The 21,971-nt window shown below is 39.0% G+C and carries 19 protein-coding genes; 7 read left to right on the top strand and 12 right to left on the bottom strand.

The window, feature by feature from the left end:
• Positions 1–12: 12 nt before the first annotated feature.
• Positions 13–1,281, bottom strand: a complete 1,269-nt coding sequence (gene rho / locus NQ782_RS07460; RefSeq protein WP_001054522.1) for a transcription termination factor Rho — start codon at positions 1,279–1,281, stop codon at positions 13–15.
• A 321-nt stretch (positions 1,282–1,602) separates the two neighbouring features.
• Positions 1,603–1,929, bottom strand: a complete 327-nt coding sequence (gene trxA, locus NQ782_RS07455; RefSeq protein ID WP_001276875.1) for a thioredoxin — start codon at positions 1,927–1,929, stop codon at positions 1,603–1,605.
• Between the two features lie 279 nt (positions 1,930–2,208).
• On the opposite strand from trxA, the gene ppx reads away from it, so the two are divergent.
• The 5 genes from ppx to NQ782_RS07430 are packed head-to-tail and all read left to right on the top strand — an operon-like array spanning position 2,209 to position 7,308.
• A complete protein-coding gene (ppx, locus tag NQ782_RS07450) occupies positions 2,209–3,729 on the top strand; it encodes an exopolyphosphatase (protein ID WP_001279273.1) in 1,521 nt (506 codons plus the stop codon).
• An 18-nt stretch (positions 3,730–3,747) separates the two neighbouring features.
• The gene (locus tag NQ782_RS07445; protein WP_000710403.1) at positions 3,748–4,569 is read left to right on the top strand and encodes an acetyl-CoA carboxylase carboxyltransferase subunit alpha; all 822 of its coding nucleotides are present in this window, start codon (positions 3,748–3,750) and stop codon (positions 4,567–4,569) included.
• On the top strand, positions 4,506–5,909 hold the full coding sequence (gene tilS, locus NQ782_RS07440; protein ID WP_079745733.1) for a tRNA lysidine(34) synthetase TilS: 1,404 nt from the start codon (positions 4,506–4,508) through the stop codon (positions 5,907–5,909). The genes NQ782_RS07445 and tilS overlap by 64 nt, the downstream gene beginning before the upstream one ends.
• Positions 5,881–6,717 carry a pyrroline-5-carboxylate reductase gene (gene proC / locus NQ782_RS07435; RefSeq protein WP_085916948.1) on the top strand — a complete coding sequence of 279 codons (837 nt, stop codon included), beginning with the start codon at positions 5,881–5,883 and terminating at the stop codon, positions 6,715–6,717. The genes tilS and proC overlap by 29 nt, the downstream gene beginning before the upstream one ends.
• A gap of 21 nt (positions 6,718–6,738) precedes the next feature.
• Positions 6,739–7,308, top strand: a complete 570-nt coding sequence (locus tag NQ782_RS07430; RefSeq protein ID WP_000501183.1) for a YggT family protein — start codon at positions 6,739–6,741, stop codon at positions 7,306–7,308.
• Between the two features lie 59 nt (positions 7,309–7,367).
• Here NQ782_RS07430 and polA read toward each other — a convergent pair whose 3' ends face one another.
• Positions 7,368–10,139 (bottom strand): DNA polymerase I, encoded by a 2,772-nt coding sequence (gene polA / locus NQ782_RS07425; protein ID WP_057093071.1) that lies wholly within the window; start codon positions 10,137–10,139, stop codon positions 7,368–7,370.
• A gap of 154 nt (positions 10,140–10,293) precedes the next feature.
• Here polA and NQ782_RS07420 point away from each other — a divergent pair, with 154 nt between their 5' ends.
• Positions 10,294–13,101 carry a DUF2339 domain-containing protein gene (locus NQ782_RS07420; RefSeq protein ID WP_057093068.1) on the top strand — a complete coding sequence of 936 codons (2,808 nt, stop codon included), beginning with the start codon at positions 10,294–10,296 and terminating at the stop codon, positions 13,099–13,101.
• Here the strand turns inward: NQ782_RS07420 and NQ782_RS07415 are convergent.
• Together NQ782_RS07415 and NQ782_RS07410 are read right to left on the bottom strand one after the other, a co-directional pair.
• Positions 13,091–14,008: a mechanosensitive ion channel family protein gene (locus NQ782_RS07415; RefSeq protein ID WP_000785635.1), complete on the bottom strand. Its 918-nt coding sequence runs from the start codon at positions 14,006–14,008 to the stop codon at positions 13,091–13,093. The genes NQ782_RS07420 and NQ782_RS07415 overlap by 11 nt on opposite strands.
• Positions 14,009–14,017: 9 nt before the next feature.
• Complete coding sequence (locus tag NQ782_RS07410) at positions 14,018–14,839, bottom strand: hypothetical protein (RefSeq protein WP_000462729.1); 822 nt, start codon at positions 14,837–14,839, stop codon at positions 14,018–14,020.
• 96 nt (positions 14,840–14,935) lie between these two features.
• Between NQ782_RS07410 and gspE the strand changes: the two genes are divergently transcribed.
• On the top strand, positions 14,936–16,426 hold the full coding sequence (gene gspE / locus NQ782_RS07405) for a type II secretion system ATPase GspE (RefSeq protein WP_001166321.1): 1,491 nt from the start codon (positions 14,936–14,938) through the stop codon (positions 16,424–16,426).
• Positions 16,427–16,480: 54 nt separating this feature from the next.
• Here the strand turns inward: gspE and NQ782_RS07400 are convergent, their stop codons facing one another.
• The 7 genes from NQ782_RS07400 to NQ782_RS07370 all read right to left on the bottom strand — a co-directional run bounded on the left by NQ782_RS07400 (position 16,481) and on the right by NQ782_RS07370 (position 21,447).
• Entirely contained in the window at positions 16,481–16,912 is a 432-nt protein-coding gene (locus NQ782_RS07400; protein ID WP_267581183.1) for an organic hydroperoxide resistance protein, read from the bottom strand.
• A gap of 87 nt (positions 16,913–16,999) precedes the next feature.
• The gene (locus tag NQ782_RS07395) at positions 17,000–17,437 is read right to left on the bottom strand and encodes a MarR family winged helix-turn-helix transcriptional regulator (RefSeq protein ID WP_005112061.1); all 438 of its coding nucleotides are present in this window, start codon (positions 17,435–17,437) and stop codon (positions 17,000–17,002) included.
• 159 nt (positions 17,438–17,596) lie between these two features.
• Positions 17,597–17,974 carry a DUF4951 domain-containing protein gene (locus NQ782_RS07390; RefSeq protein ID WP_005112058.1) on the bottom strand — a complete coding sequence of 126 codons (378 nt, stop codon included), beginning with the start codon at positions 17,972–17,974 and terminating at the stop codon, positions 17,597–17,599.
• A 14-nt stretch (positions 17,975–17,988) separates the two neighbouring features.
• Positions 17,989–18,813 (bottom strand): carbon-nitrogen hydrolase family protein, encoded by an 825-nt coding sequence (locus NQ782_RS07385; RefSeq protein ID WP_000177091.1) that lies wholly within the window; start codon positions 18,811–18,813, stop codon positions 17,989–17,991.
• A 26-nt stretch (positions 18,814–18,839) separates the two neighbouring features.
• Positions 18,840–19,361, bottom strand: a complete 522-nt coding sequence (gigB, locus tag NQ782_RS07380) for an anti-anti-sigma factor GigB (protein ID WP_000103065.1) — start codon at positions 19,359–19,361, stop codon at positions 18,840–18,842.
• Between the two features lie 102 nt (positions 19,362–19,463).
• On the bottom strand, positions 19,464–20,432 hold the full coding sequence (gigA, locus tag NQ782_RS07375; protein ID WP_000273589.1) for an RsbU family protein phosphatase GigA: 969 nt from the start codon (positions 20,430–20,432) through the stop codon (positions 19,464–19,466).
• A 115-nt stretch (positions 20,433–20,547) separates the two neighbouring features.
• Positions 20,548–21,447 carry a VacJ family lipoprotein gene (locus NQ782_RS07370; RefSeq protein ID WP_001109856.1) on the bottom strand — a complete coding sequence of 300 codons (900 nt, stop codon included), beginning with the start codon at positions 21,445–21,447 and terminating at the stop codon, positions 20,548–20,550.
• Between the last annotated feature and the right edge of the window lie 524 nt (positions 21,448–21,971).

The following is a 21,971-nucleotide window of genomic DNA, read 5'->3' as shown; positions in this document are numbered from 1 at the left end:
TAAATAATATGTTTATGTTGAAGCTTTACGTTTCATCTGATCAAAGAAATCATCATTTGTTTTGGTTTCTTTCATACGATCAAGTAAGAACTCCATAGCCGCCAACTCATCCATAGGGTGAAGAAGTTTGCGGAGAATCCAAACTTTACGTAATTTATCTTCATCCATTAAACGTTCTTCACGACGTGTGCCAGATTTCTTAATATTCATGGCAGGGAAGACGCGTTTTTCAGCAATACGGCGATCAAGTGTAATTTCTTGGTTACCTGTACCTTTAAACTCTTCGTAAATGACATCATCCATTTTACTGCCAGTCTCAATAAGAGCAGTAGAGATGATTGTTAAAGAACCGCCTTCTTCGATATTACGAGCAGCACCGAAGAAACGTTTTGGACGTTCTAAAGCATGTGCATCCACACCACCAGTTAATACTTTACCTGATGAAGGAATTACTGTGTTGTATGCACGGGCTAAACGTGTAATGGAGTCAAGTAAAATCACAACGTCTTTTTTGTGCTCAACAAGACGTTTTGCTTTTTCAATGACCATTTCTGCAACTTGTACGTGACGTGCTGGTGCTTCATCAAATGTTGAAGCAACGACTTCACCGCGTACGGTACGCTCCATCTCAGTTACTTCTTCTGGGCGCTCATCAATTAATAAAACAATAAGGAAAACTTCCGGATTGTTTCTCACAATAGATTGAGCAATGTTTTGAAGTAACATTGTTTTACCCGCTTTTGGCGGAGCGACAATAATAGAACGTTGACCTTTACCGATTGGTGCAACTAAATCGACTACACGCGCGGTCAAGTCTTCTGTTGTACCATTACCAAGTTCCATAACCAGTTGTTCGGTCGGGAAAAGTGGAGTTAAGTTTTCAAATAAGATTTTATTACGAGAATTTTCTGGCGTGTCATAGTTAATTTGATTAACTTTGAGCAAAGCAAAATAACGCTCACCTTCTTTTGGTGGACGAATGGTACCTGTGATGGTGTCACCTGTACGCAAGTTAAAGCGTCGGATTTGTGAAGGACTCACATAAATATCATCCGGACCAGCTAAATACGAACCTGCGGCAGAGCGCAAAAAACCAAAACCATCAGAGAGAATTTCAAGAACGCCGTCACCAAAAATTTCTTCGCCATTCATCGCATGGCGTTTCAAGATGGCAAAGATAATATCTTGCTTTCGGTTACGAGCCATACCTTCAAGGCCCATAAATTCAGCAATTTTAATTAGTTCGCCGATTGGTTTTTTCTTGAGTTCAGTTAAGTTCATAAGGGTCAGAATTAGGAAAGAGTAGAGTGTGGTTTAAAAAGAAGAAAAATCGCTCGCATACAAAAAAGAGTATCGCAATTGTATTTACACAATAACAATTCAGAAGTCTGATTAACTGTTTCGAAGAGAAATGTGAAAAAACAATTTCTGTTGCCGAGTGGCGATCTTTATGTTTGTGTCTTGTAAGAAGCCGGACAGAAGACGATTCCCTTCAGTGCCTCTTGAGCATGCAATATAAGTGAGATCAGCTAATTTGTCAATTTATAGCCGAAAAAAATACGCTATAAAGGTATAGCGTATTTTCATCTGTAACGTTACGTCTTAAACGTTTTCGTCAATGAAGCTAACGAGTTTAGAACGAGGCACAGCGCCGATTTGCTGAGCTACTACTTCACCATTTTTGAAAAGTAATAGAGCAGGAATATTACGGATATTGTATTTCACTGCCGTCTCTTCACAAGAAGTCACGTCAACTTTAACGATTTTTACTTTACCCGCATATTCACTTGATAAATCTTCAAGAACAGGTGCGATCGCTTTACAAGGTGCACACCAACCTGCCCAAAAGTCAACAAGTACAGGTGTTTCAGCATCTAGAACATCTGCTTGGAAGTTATCATCAGTTGTATTTACAATAGTCGCAGACATGGTACGGCTCCAATTTTTAGAAAAAAGTGCTATCACTATAGGAGAAGATAATCTCTATCAGTATTACATAGCTACTTAGTTCAATGTAAGGGTTTGATGCTATTATTCAAGGCTTAAGTAAATTTGTCTAATGGATGCTCACGATATTCATCATCGGCTTGTACAATCGTTTAACAAATAGAAAAATATCAAAGGCTATTAATTGTTGATGAAAATGGCTTTTCAATTGCATTCTTGTGAATTACTCTAGGCGTGAATTGTTATGGGTTTAGTTCAATAATGTCTGACTTTCTGATTGATGAAGAATTACTTGCTGCCATAGATATGGGGTCGAACAGTTTTCACCTTGCCATTGCACGGGTAGATCATGGTGAAGTTAAAAAAGTGGCTTCAATGTCAGAAAAAGTACAGCTTGCAGCTGGTCTTGATGAAAATAAAAACTTAACAGAAGCAGCACAGCAACGTGGTTTAGCCTGTTTGGCTCGTTTTGTTGGGCGTTTAGGCTCAGTTCAACCTAATCGTTTAAGAATTGTGGCGACGAACGCTTTGCGTCAGGCTAAAAATGGCCATGAGTTTATTCAAAAAGCCGCTGAAATTTTGCCCAAACCTATTGAAATTATTGCAGGCCGTGAAGAAGCACGCCTGATTTATCTTGGTGTATCACATACGATGGCGAATGGTGGACGCCGCTTAGTGGTTGACATTGGTGGTGGATCTACCGAGTTTATTATTGGCGAAGAATTTGAGCCAATTTATACTGAATCATTACAGATGGGTTGTGTAGCCTATACAAAAGCATATTTTGCCGATGGTGAAATCACACAAAAAGCATTTGATAAAGCAGTTGTTGCTGCGCGTAAAGAGCTTTCAGCAATCGCCACCACTTATAAGATGGAAGGGTGGGATACTGTTGTAGGTTCAAGTGGGACCATTAAAGCTTGCCGCCAGATTATGGTGAATATGGGGCTAAGTGACGAGCAAGAAAATGTCACACGTGAAGGTCTCCATAAACTTAAAGATAAGTTACTTAAGTTCAAAAATATTTCTGAAATTGATTTTGAAGGACTTCGAGAAGACCGACGAGCAGTTTTGCCAGCCGGATTGGCAATTTTGTACGCTGTTTTTGAAGTTTTAGAAATTGAACGTTTGGCATATTCTGATGGTGCATTACGTGAAGGAGTCATGTATGACCTGTTAGGCCGTTTTAAGCATGAGGATATCCGCGACCGTAGTGTACAAGCGTTAATGGGACGTTATAACGCCGATCCGAAACAGGCAGAACGGGTTGTAAATACTGCTCAACACTTATTTGATAGTGTTGCTAAACCACTTAATTTAACGAGTGAAGACAGTGACTTACTGCGCCGTGCAGCATATTTGCATGAAATTGGTTTAGCGATTAGTCATGGTGGCTATCATCGTCATGGTGCTTATTTATTGCAACATTCCGATATCCCAGGTTTCTCACAAATTGACCAAAATCATCTTTCACATTTGGTTGCTCATCACCGCCGTAAATTGCGAAATGATGTAAAAAATGAAGTTTTAAAGGCTGGAGGTCATAAATTAGTTTATTTAAGTTTGTTACTTCGCCTAGCAGTTTTACTCAACCATAGCCGCAGTGATCAGATGCTTCCTGCCATTGAATTGACCATCATAAATGATCAACAATGGCAACTTAGTGTTTCTGGTGATGCCAAACAATGGCCATTGTTAGTTGCCGACTTGCATGATGAGCAAGAGCAGTTTAAGCATTGGGACATTGAATTGAATATTCAGTCGGAAAAATTTATCGATTAAAGGGATAATATTCGACCTATGAAAAAAGCTACTCAGTCCAAAGCGTGGACAACGGTTCAAATTGCACGTCATCCTGAACGTCCGCAGTTTCTAGATTATGTCGGTGAAATCTTTACAGAGTTTGATGCATTGCATGGTGATCGGTTGTTTGGTGACGATGGTGCGATGGTAGGTGGTCTTGCTCGTTTTGACGGTCAACCTGTGATGGTCATTGGACAACACCGTGGTCGTAGTACCCGTGAAAAATTAAAGCACAACTTTGGTATGTGTAACCCAGAAGGTTACCGTAAATCTCAGCGCCTTTTAGATATGGCTGAGCGTTTCAATCTACCAGTTTTCACCTTTATTGATACTATGGGTGCATATCCGGGTGTTGGTGCTGAAGAACGTGGTCAGGCAGAAGCAATTGCGACTAGCCTTGCTCAACTTTCAAGCCTGAAAGTACCTGTAATCGCAACAGTACTTGGTGAAGGCGGTTCTGGTGGTGCTTTAGGTATTGGTGTTGCTGACAGAGTGATTATGTTGTCACATAGTATTTATTCTGTGATTTCGCCTGAAGGCTGTGCCTCTATTTTGTGGAAAACTGCTGAGAAAGCAGCTCAAGCGAGTGAAGCTTTAGGTTTAACAGCAGATAAACTACAATCACTAGGTATTGTTGAATACGTAGTAGATGAAGGTGAAGGTGCGCATTTAGATCCTGAGCGTGTGATGCAAAACTTAAAAGTAGTTTTAAAGCAGGCTTTGGATGAATTGCTACCAATGGATGCAAATGAACGATGCGAAGCACGTTATCAACGTTTAATGAAGTTTGGCAGCGAAAATTTAGGCATGGCGTCTTAAAGCAAGCTCAAGAGTTCTCTGAAAAAAGTTCTTTTCTTATTGGATGTAGTGGTGGCATGGATTCAATGCTACTACTACATTTAATGGCTCAAATTTTCCCTCAAAAGATCCGAGCAATTTATATTGATCATCAACTGCAAGATCAAAGTGCAGAGTGGGCGGAAGTGGTTGCCACACAGGCAACAATATTAAATATTCCTTATATTATTCAAAAAGTTCAGATCGCAAACGGCAATCTGGAAGCACAAGCACGTCAAGCGCGTTATCAAGCATATCAGCAACATTTACAAGAAAATGAAATTCTGTTGCTTGCTCATCATCAACAAGATCAGGCAGAAACAGTTATTTTGCGATTATTGTCAGGTGCGGGAGTAGATGGGCTTGCTGCGATGCAGGCTATTGATTACCGTAAAGATATGACAATTTGGCGCCCCTTTTTGGATTTAACACGTGAGCAAATTGCTTTATGGACCGCTCAGCTTGAAGTTAAATATATTGATGATCCAATGAACTATGACACCCATTACGATAGGGTGTGGTGTCGTGAAGCACTGTGGCCATTTTTAACAAGCCGTTTTCCAAAAATGCAGCAAGCTTTGAGTCGAACCAGTTATCTGATGCAAGATGCTTCTGAAATTTTAGAAGAAGTTCTTAAAGATGATTGGCAATATTCTGGTTCAGCTGACTATTTAGATTTAACGAAATTATCCGAGTTATCTTTTGCGCGGCAGCGCCAGTTACTTTCTGCGTGGATGAAAGGCCAAGGGCAATATCGACCTGCATTTGAAATGGTCGAGCGTCTGAGAACAGAAGTTATTGAGTCTAAGTCAGATGCTCAAGCCGCTTTACATTGGAACAAGTTTTACTATGTCCGTTATCAAAATATACTCTATAGGCTGAGTAAACAGGTTTATCTCGCTGAAACTTTAAATCCGGTTGATGCTGAACTAGAGCATTCATTTAAATTAGAAGAAAAATGGCAGGGCGCAGCTGGACTATTCCATGTTGAGTGTAAAAAAATTGGTTTAAGTCATTCTTTATTGAATAAAAAATTAAAAATCATTCGACGTCAAGGAGGGGAAAAGATTCACCTATATGGTCGTGTTGGGCAATGGCCTTTAAAAAAAGCAATTCAAGAAGCACATATTTTGCCTTGGCTTCGTCATACAATTCAAATATTAGTCTTAGATAATGTTATGCTTGGGGTTTTTACACCGAAAGGATTTTGGTTGGCTCAGTCTCCATATTGTGAGGAAGGAGGGTGGCAACCAGATTTAATTTCTCATTCTTGTAATCTGGTAAATGGCGAATATAGTTATGGCAACAGCAGTGAATTGTAATATCTGTTTTATTGGTGGCGGTAATATGGCCCAAGCATTAATTGGCGGGCTCATTTCAAGAGGATTACCACCAACACGTATTACCGTTTCAGATCCTGTCGAACAAATTCGTCAACTATTGCAAGAAAAAGAAGTTCATGTAACTCAAGATAATACGGCTGCTATCCAGAATGCCGATGTAGTTGTTCTTGCTGTAAAACCACAAGTTCTGGCAAATGTTCTACGTCCGTTAAAAGGTTTATTATCGGATAAATTGGTTATTTCGATTATTGCCGGTGCGGAAATTAAGACAATATCAAATCTGATTGATAGTGAACGTATTGTGCGAGTTATGCCAAATACACCTGCATTAGTTCAAACTGGTGCTCATGGTATTTACGCGACTGATGTGGTTGGTGCCTCGGACCGTGAATTAACGAGTCAGATTTTAGCAGCAACTGGTTTAACAATTTGGGTAAACTCCGAAGCTCAAATTGATGCGGTAACGGCAGTTTCAGGTTCAGGCCCAGCTTATTTCTTCTACCTCATGGAAAGTATGATTCGTGCAGGTAAAAATTTAGGTTTGGATGAAAAAGTTGCAACTGCTTTAACTCTTCAAACAGCATTAGGTGCAGCTCAAATGGCAATTACGAGTTCAAATACTCCGTCTGAGCTGCGTAAAAATGTGACGTCACCGAATGGTACAACCCAAGCTGCACTTGAAGTTTTTGATCGTGCACAAATCTCTCAAAATATTCAATCTGCATTAGCTGCTGCACAGAAACGTAGCCAAGAATTGGCTCAAGAACTGAGTGACAGTGCAAAATAGCTTTAATAGGATAAGACAACTATGGGTGCAAATTCTGCGCTAATTTTTGGAATTTTAATTAACGTCGCGATTTTATTGGTCTTTTTCCGTTTTTTAATGCAATTGGCGGCAGTAAGTCCTTATAATCCTGTGGTTTTATCGACAGTAAAGGCGACTAAGATTGTTGATATTTTTGGCCGAATTTTTCCAACGGTCGCAAAAGGCCGATTCAATCTGGCAGCGTTGGTTCTTTTAATTATTTTATATTTACTGAAAATTTTCGGTGTAATGTATCTTTCGGGTTCCATGCCAAATAGTCCGGTTCATTTAGTGATTCTGACTTTTGTGACCATGATTCAGGATTTGATTCGTTTCTGCCGTTACTTAATTTTTGCAACAATCATTTTGAGTTGGGTCGTTATGTTTACTCAATCTCGTTCACCTTATATTGAGGTGATTCAAGATTTAGCTGAACCGTTACTCGCCCCATTCCGTCGTTTATTGCCTAATATGGGGATGATTGACTTATCTCCAATTCTGGCATTTTTGGCACTCTATATTGCCGAGATCTTAATGAATGAAGTCGCTAAAGTTTTATTAACTGGACTTTAATTTTGTAAGATTAAAAAAAGGGCTGTATTACAGCCCTTTTTTATTGGTTTATCGATAAATTAATGGGCATCATCCCAGTTTTTACCTTGGCCTACTTCTACGACTAACGGTACAGAAATTTCCAGAACAGACTGCATGACATCCGCAATTTGTTTTGAAAGTTCATCTGCAATGTTTGAATCAACTTCAAACACCAATTCATCGTGAACTTGAAGTAATAGTTTTGCTTGATCTTTTGGCAGGATTTTATCTACTTCAATCATTGCTAACTTAATAATATCAGCAGCACTACCTTGTAAAGGTGCATTAATTGCAGCACGTTCAGCAGCTTTACGTACCATCACATTTCGAGCGTCAATATCCGGTGTATAAAGACGGCGACCTAAAATAGTTTCAACAAACCCTTGTTCCGATGCTAATTGGCGAGTACGTTGCATGTATTCGTAAATGCCAGGATAACGTTGGAAGTATTGTTTGATATAGTTTTGCGATTCTTCACGAGTAAAGCCAAGTTGACGAATTAAACCAAACTCGGACATGCCGTAAAGTAAGCCGAAATTCACAGCTTTAGCCTGACGGCGCTGATCATTGGTCACATCTTCAATTGCAATACCTAACACTTCTGCCGCTGTTCTTCGGTGTACATCTTGACCATGTTGGAATGCATGAACTAAGGCATCATCTTGAGAAAAATGAGCCATTAAACGAAGTTCAATTTGCGAGTAATCGGCTGCTAACAAAACTCGTCCTTCCGGTGCAATAAATGCTTTACGGATTTGACGGCCAATCTGTCTACGAATTGGAATGTTTTGTAAGTTAGGGTCAGAAGAGGATAGGCGACCTGTTGCCGTTAGTGCTTGATGATAGCTGGTATGTACACGATGGGTGTCATTATGCGACTGCTCAATTAAACGGTCAGTATAGGTGCTCTTTAATTTTGCTAATCCACGGTGTTCTAAAATAATTTCTGTTAAGGGATGCTCAATTTTTTCAAGAACACTTTCACTGGTGCTGTATTGCCCAGTTGCAGTTTTTTTACCACCTTTAATGCCTAACTTATCAAATAGAATTTCACCTACTTGTTTAGGCGAAGCAATATTAAAAGTTTCACCTGCAATTTCCATGGCCTGATTTTCAAGATCTTCCATAGTTTTCGCAAATTCAACACTTAATTTATCTAAGAAAGCATGATCTAAACGAATTCCATCTTCTTCCATACCCGATAAAATTCGGGCAACTGGCATCTCGATGTTATATAAAATATTTTCCAATTCAGGATGTGCTTTAAGTTTATTTGAAAGTACTTCATATAAACGATAGGTCACATGTGCATCTTCTGCTGCATAATGTGCTGCAACTTCAATCTCAATTTGATTAAAAGTCTTCTGTTTTGCACCTTTGCCAGCAATTTGCTCAAAAGTAGTGGTCAAATGGCTTAGGTAAACACGAGCAACATCATCCATGCCATGACGAGTAGCTGCTGCATTCAGTACATAAGATGCCAGCATGCTATCGAAATACCAACCTTTAAGTTCAATACCGTGATTAGCAAAAATGTGCGCATCATATTTAAGATGATGACCAATTTTTTTAACTGCTTCATTTTCAAGTACAGGCTTGATTTGCGCTAAAACTTGTTCACGGTCCAGTTGTTGTGGTGCATTTTCGTAATTATGTGCTAAAGGAACATAGTAGGCATCTTTCGCATCAAATGCGATTGAAAAACCAACCATCTCGGCAATACGGTAATCAAGACTTGTAGTCTCTGTATCAATAGCAAAATGATCGGCATTCTGCATGCGTTGCCAGAGCTGATCCCATGCTTCTTGTGTTAAAACAGTATGATAGTTTGCAGTTCCAAGCTGGTCATCTTGACTAGTCAAGCTTGCTTGATCTTCTGTTTCAATCGTTTGAGCAGGTTTAACTTCATTTTGGACAATAGTTTGTGAAGCTTGCTGCTTATAGCTTGGGCTATTTGGATTGTTTGGATGATCGAGAGACTGTAACTGGTTTCTAAACTCAAGCTCCGTATAGAGAGTGCGTAAGGCATCTACATTTGGATCAGTAAGTTTTAATTCATGCCAGTCGAGTTCTAAAGGAAGATCACAGACAATGCTTGCCAACTGGTGATCAAGCTTAATATTGTCTAAATTATCTTTAATATTTTGGCTTAGTTTACCTTTAAGTTGGTCTACATTGGCAATGATATTATCCAATGTCCCATATTCAGTCAGTAATTTGGCAGCCGTCTTTGCGCCTACGCCAGGTACACCCATAATGCCGTCAGATGCGTCACCCATAAGGGTTAAGTAATCGATAATCTGGTTTGGCCAAACACCAAATTTTTCAAATACGCCGTCGGTGTCTAGTACTCGATCTTTAAAGCTATCTTCAAGTTTTACATAGTCATTAACCAGCTGGGCCATGTCTTTATCTCCGGTTGAGATAAGCACATGATGACCTTCTTTTACGGCGCGTTTAGCGAGAGTCCCGATAATGTCATCGGCTTCTGCACCCGGAAGGCTATATAAAGGAATACCTTGAGCCTTAATCAATGCATGTAAATATGGAATCTGTTGAGACAATTCTTCCGGCATAGTTGGGCGATCACCTTTATAAATAGGTGAAAGCTTATGACGGAAAGTTGGTTCAGGTGTATCAAAAATAACGGCCATATGTGTCGGTTGCATACGACGCATCAATTTTTGAATGGCAGAAATTGCCCCACGTATTGCATTGGTATGTAACCCTGTAGAGGTCGTCAATGGTGGTAATGCATGATATGCACGAAATAAAAAATAGGACCCATCAACCAAGACAAATGGTGGCATTGAACAATTCCTTAATCTGAATTACGGGTATTTTACGTGAAAACGGCTATGAATGCAGGTTTATGATTTTTGCAGTATTTTGTATGTATAAATATACGCTTGTATTGGCTTGAAGTAAGATGACCTGTAATGAAGGTGTCATATTGCTAAGCCCATGTATAAAAAAGACAAACAGGGAATGATCATTGTTTTGATCGCTTTGACTTTGTTTTTAGCCATTTCAATTGGTTTTAAATTTCAGAGTGCCGTTGTTGCTTTATCTATTGCACTTACTGTCATTCTCGTTCAATTACTGTCAAATCTACATGAGCGTTTAACTCATTTAGAACAGCAGTTTTCTCAGCAAAAAACGCCACTTTATTCTATTCATATGCAAAGAACAGTGATTTATGCAGCCGCCTTGGTTGCATTAGTTGCTTATATCAATCATTGGATGTGGATTGCTGGTGGGGCTTTACTGGTTTTATTATTATGTTTAATTCAAACCATCAGCGCTTTTCATACTCGTTTATTGTTCCTCGAGACAGCCAAGCAAACAGTAAATGTAAATGAATCTATACATACAGAAGTGATAACGCCTGTATTAGAGCAAGTTGATCCAAACAATATTACCGAGCCAGCTTTACCCGAAACAATAGCATTAAATCAAGAAAAACAAACAGTTCGTACGCAGACCACCGCATGGTGGCAACCAGCAGTCGATTGGATGATTCATGGTAATCCAATTTTAAGGGTTGCTGTTGCTGTGCTTATGGTTGGGGTAGTGCTCTTACTGCGTTTTGCAAGTGAGCATTGGCAGTTGAGCTTAGGCGTGAAACTTGGTTTTATTGCGATTGCAGGCGGTGTATTAACAGCATTTGGATATACCTTGCAAAAGAAAAATCAGCTATTTGCTGTAGCATTGCAAGGTGTAGGGTTAGCTGTTGTCTTTCTAACGCTTGTGTTCTCACATCATTTTGGTGTAATCACGAGCCTAACTACAGCAAGTATTCTATTTACGATTTTATTAGCAATTACAGTATTCCTGAGTTTAAAACAACAAGCTATTTATTTGGCAATACTCGCACTGGGTATGGCTTATGCGGCTCCTTTAGTTATTCCGCAATATCGTCCTGATGTAGTTTTTTTATTTAGTTACTATCTTGTTATTAATCTTGCAGTCGCTGCGGTTAATTTTATTCAGCCTTGGAAAATCCTAAATCAGATCGCTTTCTTTGCCACAATGTTTATTGGCGGTAGTGCAATCGCATTTTATGCAGAGCCAGCAAAATTTGACACATTAGACTGGATTTTATGGCTCCATATAGCGTTATTTATTTGGTTAAGTGTTCGTTATAGCCAAAATATCTCTCGGGTTTCAGAACATGAAAAACAAGAGGGAATCCGTTTACCTCCGCTCTTAGATGTTGGTCTTATTTTTAGTGTACCTGTACTAGGCTTTACGCTTCATGCCTATTTAGTTCATGAGTCGACCCAAGCTTTAACAATTGGTGCTGCTGTTTTAGCAGGCACCTATGCGGTGTTAACGTTCTGGATTAAAAAAACTCATCCTCAGCTTTCAGTCCTTGCAAAAAGTTTTTTCATTCTCGCGGTTGCTTTTTTTGCCTTAATTTTTCCACTCGCAAAAGGGGCGCACTGGACTGCTATTGGCTGGGTTGCACAAGGAACGGCCCTCATTGTATGGGGAGTAACTGAACGCTACCGTTTAAGCCGATATATTGGTGTGATTTTAGTTTTACTCAGCTCCCTTGCACTGTTTTATCAGGTTTGGGCAAATGAAGAGTTTCCAACGCTAAGCACTAGCATTTATGCAATTGCCCAATTCATTTCGGCCTTTTATTTATTGCAATACAACAGCAAAGAACAACGCTATTTTAGCGCAAGCATGTTTAGCGGTATTTTCTTATGTTTAGGCATGTATGCGGGCGCCGTAGCAGGTGTAGAAATAATGGCATGGCATCATCATGCTTTAAGTCCATATTTGATGTTTGCTATCGCTCTAATAGCAATATTTAGTGCGATTGTTCACTATAAACTTCGTGTGCAATGGCAAAGTTTGCAGTTAATTTTAATTAGCCTGTTACTGTTATTGGTTTTAGGGGAGGCCTTTGCGAGTCAAGTATTTACTTTGTTTAAATGGGTAGACTCATTACAACAAACTACTTTCCTAGTCTCTACCATTATTCTTAGTGGCTTATTTATTATGGCTCAACCGCAGTCAAGTCATTTGGGTTACATCAAGGTATGGGCTGGTTTAAGCTGGTTAGCGTTAGCGATAGTTGGCGTGACTATTTTCCCAAAAATGCCAATAGTCGCTTTGGCTTTTGTTCCTGTGATTTATTCGCTTTGGGCTTATCAAACTCATAAAACGACACTATTACATCAAATTCCGGTGTGGTGTTTAAGCCTCATTTGGTTGCTTGTAGTGAGTGTTGATGTTCATTCTGCTGAATATCTTTACTTTGTTTCTTTAATTAACTTAACTGACTTCTTTTCAATTTTGGTATTCGCTGGCTTACTCTTTATTATTTATCAGCATGCTTTTGATCAAGATAAATCGCTGGAATGGACTTTTAAAATTACAACAATTTTAGTGGGCTTACTGGTATTTAGTAGTGTAGTCGTCAGAGGCTTGCACCATTACTGGGCAACACCGCTATGGAGTGCTTCAATTTGGACAAATGGTGTAGTACAGCTAAGTTTGACGTTACTTTGGGTTATATTGGCATTTATTTTGACTACATACTCTAGTCGAAAAATGATTCGTCAACTCTGGTTTGTAGGCGCTGCACTTTTAGGGATTGTTGTATTAAAACTAATTTTGCTTGATCTATCACAAAGTGCGACATTAACTCGGGTCATTTCTTTTATTGGAGCAGGTGGGGTAATGTTGATTATTGCTTATCTTGCGCCATTACCACCGTCATCCTCTGTACAGAAGAATCAAGAGCCTAAGCTTTAGGCTCTCGTTTTAACTCTTTTTGATTGCTGTATTGATCGATATCATCTTCAGCAAAAGCAGTAGATGGTCGATCAATTAAGCCCATTTTCGGAACAGGAATTTCAATTTGGTTATCTAAAAAACCATTTCGGATACGTTCTTGCATTTCATCTCGAACTTTTAAAGAGTTTTCTTGACGACACCACATTGCAAATAAAAGCTCAATCGATGACTCCCTGAAGGCAGTAACTGTAACAGCAGGTTTTGGATCATCTAACACGAGTGGATAATTCGCTGCGACGTTAAGTAGAACCTCACGAACTTTAATAATGTCTTCATGAAAGTTAATTGCCAAAGTAATTGGAATACGCCGTATTGGATATTTTGATAAGTTGTGTACAGGAGCACGAATGAGTTGTTCGTTTGGTAAACGAATATAGACGTTGTCGAGTGTAAGTAACTTTACCGAAAGCAAATCAATTGAGATAACTTCGCCTTCGATTGTATTCCCGCGAATAAGTGTAATTTGAATCGTATCACCGACCTCAAATGAACCTTCACCAATCAAAAATAAACCACTAATCAAGTTACTGGCAGATGTTTGTGATGCGAAACCGAGTGCTACTGTTAAGATCCCCGCTGCCCCCAGAAATACACTAAGTTTGAACCCGGCTTCTTTTAAACTCGTCATAATGAAGAGTAAGAAAATAAAATAGAAAATACCGCGGCGCCATACCAGACGCTGGTGAGCATTAAAACGTGAGCCAACGGTTCTAATAAATGTATTTGAAATAATACGGGCAAGGACAAAACCAATAAAACAAAGCACAACACCGACTAAAATTTCACTAATTCGTTCGGTATTGATATTGGTAAATATGCTTTTGAGGCTATCAGCGATATCTTTTGGAATACTTGAATCGGCCATAAAACCCCCTTAAAAGAATGAATCAAACATATTAAATAGCGCACCACCCGGTGAACGTGGTGGGTGAACATAAGTCACTTCACCTGCCAGAGGGGGAGTACGGTTTTCAATACGAATACGGGCTGGGCGGTCAGAGCCTTCATAGTAGACTTTGATTTGTGATGTCCATAAGCGTCCCGTACTTTCACTATAAAATAGTGGTAGGGCAGTAACCGGTACATTCATACGATCAAAGCGTAATTGATGATTACTGGTATTATGAAAATCGATCGGCGTAACTGCACGAAAAGCACGTGGGGTTAATAGATTTAAATCGGTACGACCATCAACAGAGGTTGCATAACAAATTTCACCTTGCTGGGCATTAGGACCAAACCATGTATCTTTGGGTTGAATTACAGGAATCTCAAATAAAGGTTCATGCTGACTTTCAACTAAACCGGCAATCCATAGGGGGGTACTAATATAAAGTGTCCCACGTTGACCCGCTGGAATGTAGATTGGATCAACTGGTTTAATTACCACTGATCGGTCCGCCAAACGTGGCATGAGTAGAAACTTCGGATTAGTTTTCCGAAACATATAACGTTCGACTTGCACAGAATGTGGAAAACCAAAATTTGCATCCGTTATGATGTGCCAATCTTGCTCATTATCATCTTGGAGAGTCGGGCGATAATATTCGATACGCCATTCTTTTATACCACGTGTTAAACGAAAGAGCATTGAACCGAATTGCCATGCTTTGGACTGGTTAATTTCAAAGTGCTGTTCACCCCACCATTTTAAAGAATTCTGGGGGTGAGGCTGATATTCATTATTTTCAAACAAGACGTAAAATTCCTCTACCGAGTTGTTAAACAGACTTCACGCTGTAATCTGCTTAGAGTACACTCAAAATCATCTTACTCATCATTATAAATTGTGATGCAAATATTGAAACAAATACAAGTTCCATATAGTTTTGCCAAGCGTCATGGTGTTTTATTTCGTTATGACGGTGATCAAGTTTTTATTGTTAGACGTCAAAATACAGAAAAAATTGCATTGCAGGAAGCAAGACGAATTTTGGGGAAACCTGCACACTATCAATTATGCACTGAACAAGAATTTAATAGTCTATTAAGTACCAGTTATGCAGGGGATACAGGTGAATCCCAACAAGTCGCCGCAGGCTTAGAAGACCATCCAGATTTATTAAGCCTTGCAGATCAGGTGCCTGAAACAGAAGACTTAATGGATCAAGAGGATGACGCGCCTATTGTTCGTCTAATCAATGCACTTCTCTCTGAGGCAATTCGTGTTGGAGCTTCAGATATCCATATTGAAGCCTTTGAGAAAAAGCTATCAGTTCGTTTACGGGTAGATGGTCAATTACGTGAAATTGTGCAGCCACGCCGTGAACTAGCCCCGTTACTTGTTTCGCGTATTAAAGTTATGGCGAAACTCGATATTGCCGAAAAGCGTGTACCGCAAGATGGACGTATTTCTTTACGTCTTGCTGGTCGTGAAGTCGATGTCCGTGTTTCAACTTTGCCATCGTCACATGGTGAAAGGGTGGTCATGCGTTTACTCGATAAACAAGCGGGTCGCCTTAATATGACTCACCTAGGTTTAATGGCAAATGACTATGAGCGTTTAACTCAGCTAGTACATCGTCCGCACGGTATTATTTTGGTCACAGGGCCTACTGGTTCGGGGAAAACGACAACTTTATATGCTGCCTTATCTGATCTAAATGACAACACCCGTAACATCTTAACTGCCGAAGATCCAATTGAGTATCAGCTTGAAGGTATTGGCCAAACTCAAGTGAATACCAAAGTAGATATGACTTTTGCTCGAGCTTTAAAAGCAATGTTACGTCAAGATCCAGATGTGGTCATGGTGGGGGAGATTCGTGATCTAGAAACTGCTGAAATTGCGGTGCAGGCATCTTTAACAGGTCATTTGGTGTTATCAACACTACATACCAATACCGCTATTGGTGCAGTGACTCGACTTAAAGATATGGGGATTGAACCTTTCCTGCTTTCAAGCTCTTTAATTGGGGTGGTTGCGCAGCGTTTGGTTCGTACTTTATGTCCACATTGTATGACATGGCGTGAAGCCGATACTTTTGAGAAGCAAGTTTTTCAGCATATTTCTCATGAACCAAGTTTAAAGTTACCAGAGGCTCAAGGGTGTGATCAGTGTTCTCATTTAGGGTTTAATGGCCGTACAGCGATTTATGAAATTGTACCTATTGATGAACCTATGCGCCGTCTCATTCATGGTAATGCAGCTGAATTTGAATTAGAAAACCATGCTCGTCAGTATTCTGGTTCTATTCGCGATGATGGTTTACGTAAGGTGCTCTCAGGTAAAACTACACTTGAAGAAGTGCTTCGTGTAACCAATGAAGCAAGTGAAGCATAATTTGTAAGATATAAAAAATGCCCGATATGATTCTGGCATTTTTTATATTAAAACTTATTCAGTCACAATATTAAACGTCACATCAATATTGTTACGAGTTGCATTTGAATATGGACAAACGATATGAGCTGCTGCAACTAACTTTTCAGCTTCTTCACGGTCCATACCGATTAAATAAACATTTAAAGTAACTTCAATACTAAAACCTGTTGGAATTGGACCAATACCGACTTCACCTTCAACATACGCATCTTTGCTAATATTGAATTTATCGCGATTTGCAACAAATTTTAAAGCACCTAAAAAGCATGCTGAATAACCAGCTGCAAATAATTGTTCTGGGTTAGTTACAGCACCACCAGCGCTGCCCATTTCTTTAGGTACACCAAGTTGTACGTCTAATACACCGTCTGATGAAGTTGCACGACCATCACGGCCACCTGTTGCTTTGGCTTTTGCACGATACACAACTTTTTCTAATGACATCTTTTTATTCCTAAATTAAATTGAATGCAAATATATCGTACACGACTTAATTATTTTAACAAGTCAATTTTGTAAAAAAATTGGTGATTATTTAGCTATATTTGTACGGAGTTGTGTTAATTGATCTTTGAGACCGAGAAGGGTAGCCGTATCACAAGAACTGGCCTCTAAGATATGCATTGGGATATTTACGGCCTGTTCTTTAAGTTTTTTCCCCTTTTCGCTAAGCGTGATAATGACTTGTCTTTCATCTTCTTTTGAACGAGTACGATTAAGAAGCTGCAATGCTTCTAACTTTTTTAAAATTGGGGTTAAAGTTGAAGACTCTAAAAATAACTTGCTGCCAATTTCTGAAACAGTAATCTCATCTTTTTCCCACAACACCAACATCACCAAATATTGAGGATAAGTAATCCCTAATGGAGTTAAAAGTTTGCGATAAAGTTGATTAAGGGCTAAATTTGTTGAGTAAATGAGGAAACATAATTGATTCTCAAGCTTTAGATTTTGACAGTCTTGGTCCATATATTCCTCAGAAAACTAATTGGTGCTTTTCTAGTATATCGCTTTATGTTTAATTTCTTAAATGCTCATAATTTAGAGCTATTGATAAAAATAAGATAACGTAAAAAATGGAGTAATCTAAACATTACTCCATTACTTAAAAATACTAATTTAAAATGGTTACCAAAGGTCGGCAATTTTTTTCATTAAACGAGCACGATATTTTGCAGTTGGGTTATTTTCATTACGTTGTTGCTCTTGTTCATAAAAATCTTGCCAGGCCGTGATCATTTCTAAAGTTGCTCCTTGTTTTTTAATCATAGAAACATCGGCAGGCTGAATATTCTCTAAACGCTGTCTGGCACCTTCTGCACCTGTCCCCCAACCAATAATCCGCTGGCCAAAAGCAGGCAGAGGAATATTTTTTGGAGTAGGAGGTAGTACATTTTGTTTAAGCTGCAAATTTGGAGAGACAAAATTATTCGTTGTCCCGAAATCAGTCGCATAACAGTGAATATTTGCCCCTAAGCAAAAAATGCTAAATAAGTATTTCCACATGAATAATTAAGCTTTTAATAGTGAATTAATTTACGATGCATCATTAAAGGCATTGATGTACGCACAAGTTCTTGAGCAGCTAAATCAAAAGGTACCGTAATTAAACCGTTCCCTTCATAACCAATCATACTTAAAACTTGACCACGACTATCAGTTGCTCCTGCATGCCCCCAAGTTTGGCGTTTTTCCCCATGCCAACCTTGTTGCGCAGCCCCTAAAACATAGCATTGGCTATCCATTGCACGTGCTTGCAGCAAAAGCTGCCAGTGCATCTGACCTGTTGTATAGGTAAATGCAGCAGGAGCAGTTAATAGATGAGCACCTTGCTGTCTAAGGGTTAAAGCTAACTCAGGAAAACGCAAGTCATAACATACCATTAGGCCAATATTGCCAAAAGGGGTAGATGTGACTACAACGTCTGTTCCTGGTTCAAAGAAACGAGATTCCTGATATCCACCCACAGCATCGCCAACTTGTACATCAAATAAATGTATTTTGTCATAACGTGCTTCGGTACGTTCAGGACTGATGCATAAACTCACTGTGCGCACTCGACCATCTTGTATGATGGAACCATCTGGACGAAATGGGCACGGTAGAGTGCCTGCAACAATCCAGATTTGATACTGATGCGCAAGTTTCTCAAGTCTTTGTTGAATCGACTCAAATTGCTCTGCTGTTTCACGCTGTTTGCCAGCCGCAAAACAAACAAAGTTTTCGGGAAAAACTATTAAGCTGGCATTTTGAGCCTTGCTTTGCTGAATCAATGACTCAATCACTTGAAAGTTGCTTTCAATGTCATCTTGAGAATTCATTTGAACAACCGAAACAAGAGTCATATACACATCCAGATTAGCAATAAAGTTTAGGCATTTTGCTTATCAGATACTTGTTCAAGCGTGTCTTGTTCTTTTTGCAATTGCTTAACAAGCGGCTCAAACATGTTCTGATTATTTGCATTGAGTTTCATCAATGTCTTATGTGCGTCCAGAACGGTTCTTAGCATCGCATTATGAGTAATGTGCTCGTCAGTTAACGTTAAAGTGCAAACGTTAGGATCGCCACAATAATTCAGGATGACAAAAACCTGCCCTAGCCCCATGCTGTTGGCTAAGGTTGTGATATCTGGATTGGTAGATAGCATCACAGCTTGAATATGATGAGTCTGTTTCAGTTTTAAACCTAGCTTAGCTAGGATACCTAATACAGTACTATCAATAAATGTTGTTTGGGTTAAATCAACGATTGCACCAACAACATTTTCTTGCTGTTCAATTCTGTTTAAAAGTTTGTCTAGACTTATACAAGAATGGGCTCGCACTTCACCAATAAGCTTGAAAATATGCGTTCCATTTAAACTTGCATATTCAACATGACCTGTTGACATATAAATGCCATTTTCAGAGAAGGATAGAAAAATTATCACATAGTGCCATCTCAGACTCAAGAGTCCTTAAGTCGTATATTATGTAATTAATTGATTCTTAAATTAATTCATTCGACAAAGACTAAAGATGGCAATGTCATCAGCAACGTGATCAGGGGCTTGGAATGATTGATTTTGCAAATGTTGAACTAATTGTTGAAACTGATCATTCAAGCCGCCATCAAATGGTTCTAGTGCTCCATCTGAGCAAATAATGAAACGTGCATGACGATTTAATGTGCATACATGTTCTTCAACTTCTAACTCATCAGTTAACCCTAAGGGAAAGCTGCTGGTGGTTAAAATTTTTGGAGGTTGATTAGGTTCAAAAATAATTGGAGGAGGGTAATGACCTGCACTAGACCAGCGAAGACTATGAGTTTCAAGATTTAGAATACCGACCACAATTGTAATATGTTTTTCAATATTCTCTTGAACCAGCATCCCATTTAACTTTTTGATTAACTGTCGTGGTGTTTTGGAGCGACCATGAAAGGCTGCCATCCAAGAAGTTAATAAGCTACTTGTTACACCATGCCCCGATACATCGGCGAGATAAAATAAAACCTCTTTATCATTGAGCTTCCAGTAGTCGTACCAGTCGCCTGATAAATAGGCAGAAGGTTGGAAAAAAGTTTCAACCTCATAATTTAATAAATCAATAGGATTTGGCAATAAACGTTTTTGTAATTCTGCTGCCGAAGGTAAATCACGGCTATCTTGATTACGTTTATATTGTGCATCAATTCTTGTTAAAGCTTTATTTAGATCTTTAGGTAATTGGTTCCATACCCATCCTGCAAGAGCACCAGCTTCCCATGCTTGAGCTAAAGCACTACCTTCATGCTCAAAAGCAATCACAATTGTAGGTAAACGCCATTTATAAGTTAGGAAATCTTGTACATCAGCAATTGCGATAATTGTTGGGTCGTATAAATCGAGATCATCTATGTGAATGACTTGTAAGTCTGGTAATGCTTCCAGAGCTTGCTCTACGAAAGGGATAGAGCGTGTCGGTTTAATAAAATACATAGAAGATATGGTAGTCCTTTTTCAAGATCACTTTATCCATCATAGAGGATGTATGACCAAAATCAAGGTATTACCTTTCTATAAGAAAAATGCAATACCTTGATTTGTCCTTTAATTATTTTTCGGTTTTATCAGTGTTATCTTCTGGTACATCTTCAGATTCGTCATCATCAATAAAAGACACATCTGCCGAATCACCTTTTTTCTCGGCAATCTGGAATGCTTTACGTTGGAGATATAAATCACGAATCATCGCATACTGATCGCCTTGTATCGTTTGGTCTAAATCTAGATATTGAGCGCGTGTATCAACGGCTTGTAATAGATTAGTCGACCAATACAGGCCATCTTGATCATCCATAATGTATTTTTGTGGACGGGCCTGAGCATCTACAGCCAAGCCAACGCCATCACGTAAAGTACTTGGTCCAAAGAAAGGCAGCATAAGAAATGGTCCAGAAGGAACGCCATAGTAACCGAGAGTTACACCAAAGCTTTCTTCTTCAGGAGGTAAGCCTAAGCGGCTCGCTGGATCGGCTAAACCTAAAGTTGTTAACGTATTAATAGTAAAACGACCTAAAGTTTTTGCTGCGCGGCCAGGACGTCCTTGAATTAGCTGGTTAACAGCATTCCATGGTTCGCCAAGGTTTTTACGAAATTGTCGGTAAGAACCACGTACATCTTCTGGCGTCTTTTCTCTATATTCAACAGCAACGGGACGCAAAACATGGCGGTCTAACATATCGTTAAAAGAATAAATTGGACGGTTCAGTGACTGTAATGGATCTTTTACTGTATCCGGTTGAGCAGCATTTGCGTTGATCTTTAAATCTTTAACTTTTATGCCTTTCAAATCTTTAATAATTTGTAAGTGAGGTCGGCTATGCTGAGTCTGGGTTGAAGTAACATCTTCCGAACTAGCGGCAGATTCTTCAGTAAGATTTTCTTGAGCATGGGCTGAGGTGTAAAGACCTACAGTTAATAAGCTCGACAAAAGTAAATTAGAATAATTCATATAATTCCTTAACCGCTAGCCAGGCTATATTCAATATGCAGTTGGGTAGAGATATATTTTAATACAGAAGCGATAAGCTATTATCAATGTAAAATTGATCAAATTATATAGAAATATAGCCAAAAAGCCTAAAAAATGTACGCTTGATATGAATTGCTATAAAAAGGGGTTGCAAAGGGTTATTAATGGTCTATAATGCACATCCATCGGCGGTGATGCAGATATAAACTTGTTGAAAAACAGTTACTTGTGATTAGGTTGATTGCTTTAAGTGATGAATTTGATGATGAGATGGTTTAGAGACTAAGTTTTAAAAATATCGAAATTACCTGTTGACTTTTAAGAGATTAAGAGTAATATAGCCGACCTAGCTTGCTGGTGACGAACCAGTAAGAAGATCATTAAGAGAATTGAAGAACAACTTGTGTGGATTTTTACTGATTGATTAATCGAAATAATTTTCATTGATTGATTGGTTTAAATTACTCGAAGTTTATTTGAGCGAAATTTAAGTCAGTAATTGA

This window comes from Acinetobacter sp. BD54, assembly GCF_044778325.1.
GTDB classification, from domain to species: domain Bacteria; phylum Pseudomonadota; class Gammaproteobacteria; order Pseudomonadales; family Moraxellaceae; genus Acinetobacter; species Acinetobacter baumannii.
This window is presented reverse-complemented; position numbering and strand designations above follow the sequence as displayed.

What these genes read in the sequence shown, in the direction of transcription:
- rho (WP_001054522.1), bottom strand. Translation starts at nt 1,281, where the DNA reads ATGAACTTAACTGAACTCAAGAAAAAACCAATCGGCGAACTAATTAAA.
- trxA (WP_001276875.1), bottom strand. Translation starts at nt 1,929, where the DNA reads ATGTCTGCGACTATTGTAAATACAACTGATGATAACTTCCAAGCAGAT.
- ppx (WP_001279273.1), top strand. Translation starts at nt 2,209, where the DNA reads ATGTCTGACTTTCTGATTGATGAAGAATTACTTGCTGCCATAGATATG.
- NQ782_RS07445 (WP_000710403.1), top strand. Translation starts at nt 3,748, where the DNA reads ATGAAAAAAGCTACTCAGTCCAAAGCGTGGACAACGGTTCAAATTGCA.
- tilS (WP_079745733.1), top strand. Translation starts at nt 4,506, where the DNA reads ATGCGAAGCACGTTATCAACGTTTAATGAAGTTTGGCAGCGAAAATTT.
- NQ782_RS07430 (WP_000501183.1), top strand. Translation starts at nt 6,739, where the DNA reads ATGGGTGCAAATTCTGCGCTAATTTTTGGAATTTTAATTAACGTCGCG.
- polA (WP_057093071.1), bottom strand. Translation starts at nt 10,139, where the DNA reads ATGCCACCATTTGTCTTGGTTGATGGGTCCTATTTTTTATTTCGTGCA.
- NQ782_RS07420 (WP_057093068.1), top strand. Translation starts at nt 10,294, where the DNA reads ATGTATAAAAAAGACAAACAGGGAATGATCATTGTTTTGATCGCTTTG.
- NQ782_RS07415 (WP_000785635.1), bottom strand. Translation starts at nt 14,008, where the DNA reads ATGGCCGATTCAAGTATTCCAAAAGATATCGCTGATAGCCTCAAAAGC.
- gspE (WP_001166321.1), top strand. Translation starts at nt 14,936, where the DNA reads ATGCAAATATTGAAACAAATACAAGTTCCATATAGTTTTGCCAAGCGT.
- NQ782_RS07400 (WP_267581183.1), bottom strand. Translation starts at nt 16,912, where the DNA reads ATGTCATTAGAAAAAGTTGTGTATCGTGCAAAAGCCAAAGCAACAGGT.
- NQ782_RS07395 (WP_005112061.1), bottom strand. Translation starts at nt 17,437, where the DNA reads ATGGACCAAGACTGTCAAAATCTAAAGCTTGAGAATCAATTATGTTTC.
- NQ782_RS07390 (WP_005112058.1), bottom strand. Translation starts at nt 17,974, where the DNA reads ATGTGGAAATACTTATTTAGCATTTTTTGCTTAGGGGCAAATATTCAC.
- NQ782_RS07385 (WP_000177091.1), bottom strand. Translation starts at nt 18,813, where the DNA reads ATGACTCTTGTTTCGGTTGTTCAAATGAATTCTCAAGATGACATTGAA.
- gigB (WP_000103065.1), bottom strand. Translation starts at nt 19,361, where the DNA reads ATGTCAACAGGTCATGTTGAATATGCAAGTTTAAATGGAACGCATATT.
- gigA (WP_000273589.1), bottom strand. Translation starts at nt 20,432, where the DNA reads ATGTATTTTATTAAACCGACACGCTCTATCCCTTTCGTAGAGCAAGCT.
- NQ782_RS07370 (WP_001109856.1), bottom strand. Translation starts at nt 21,447, where the DNA reads ATGAATTATTCTAATTTACTTTTGTCGAGCTTATTAACTGTAGGTCTT.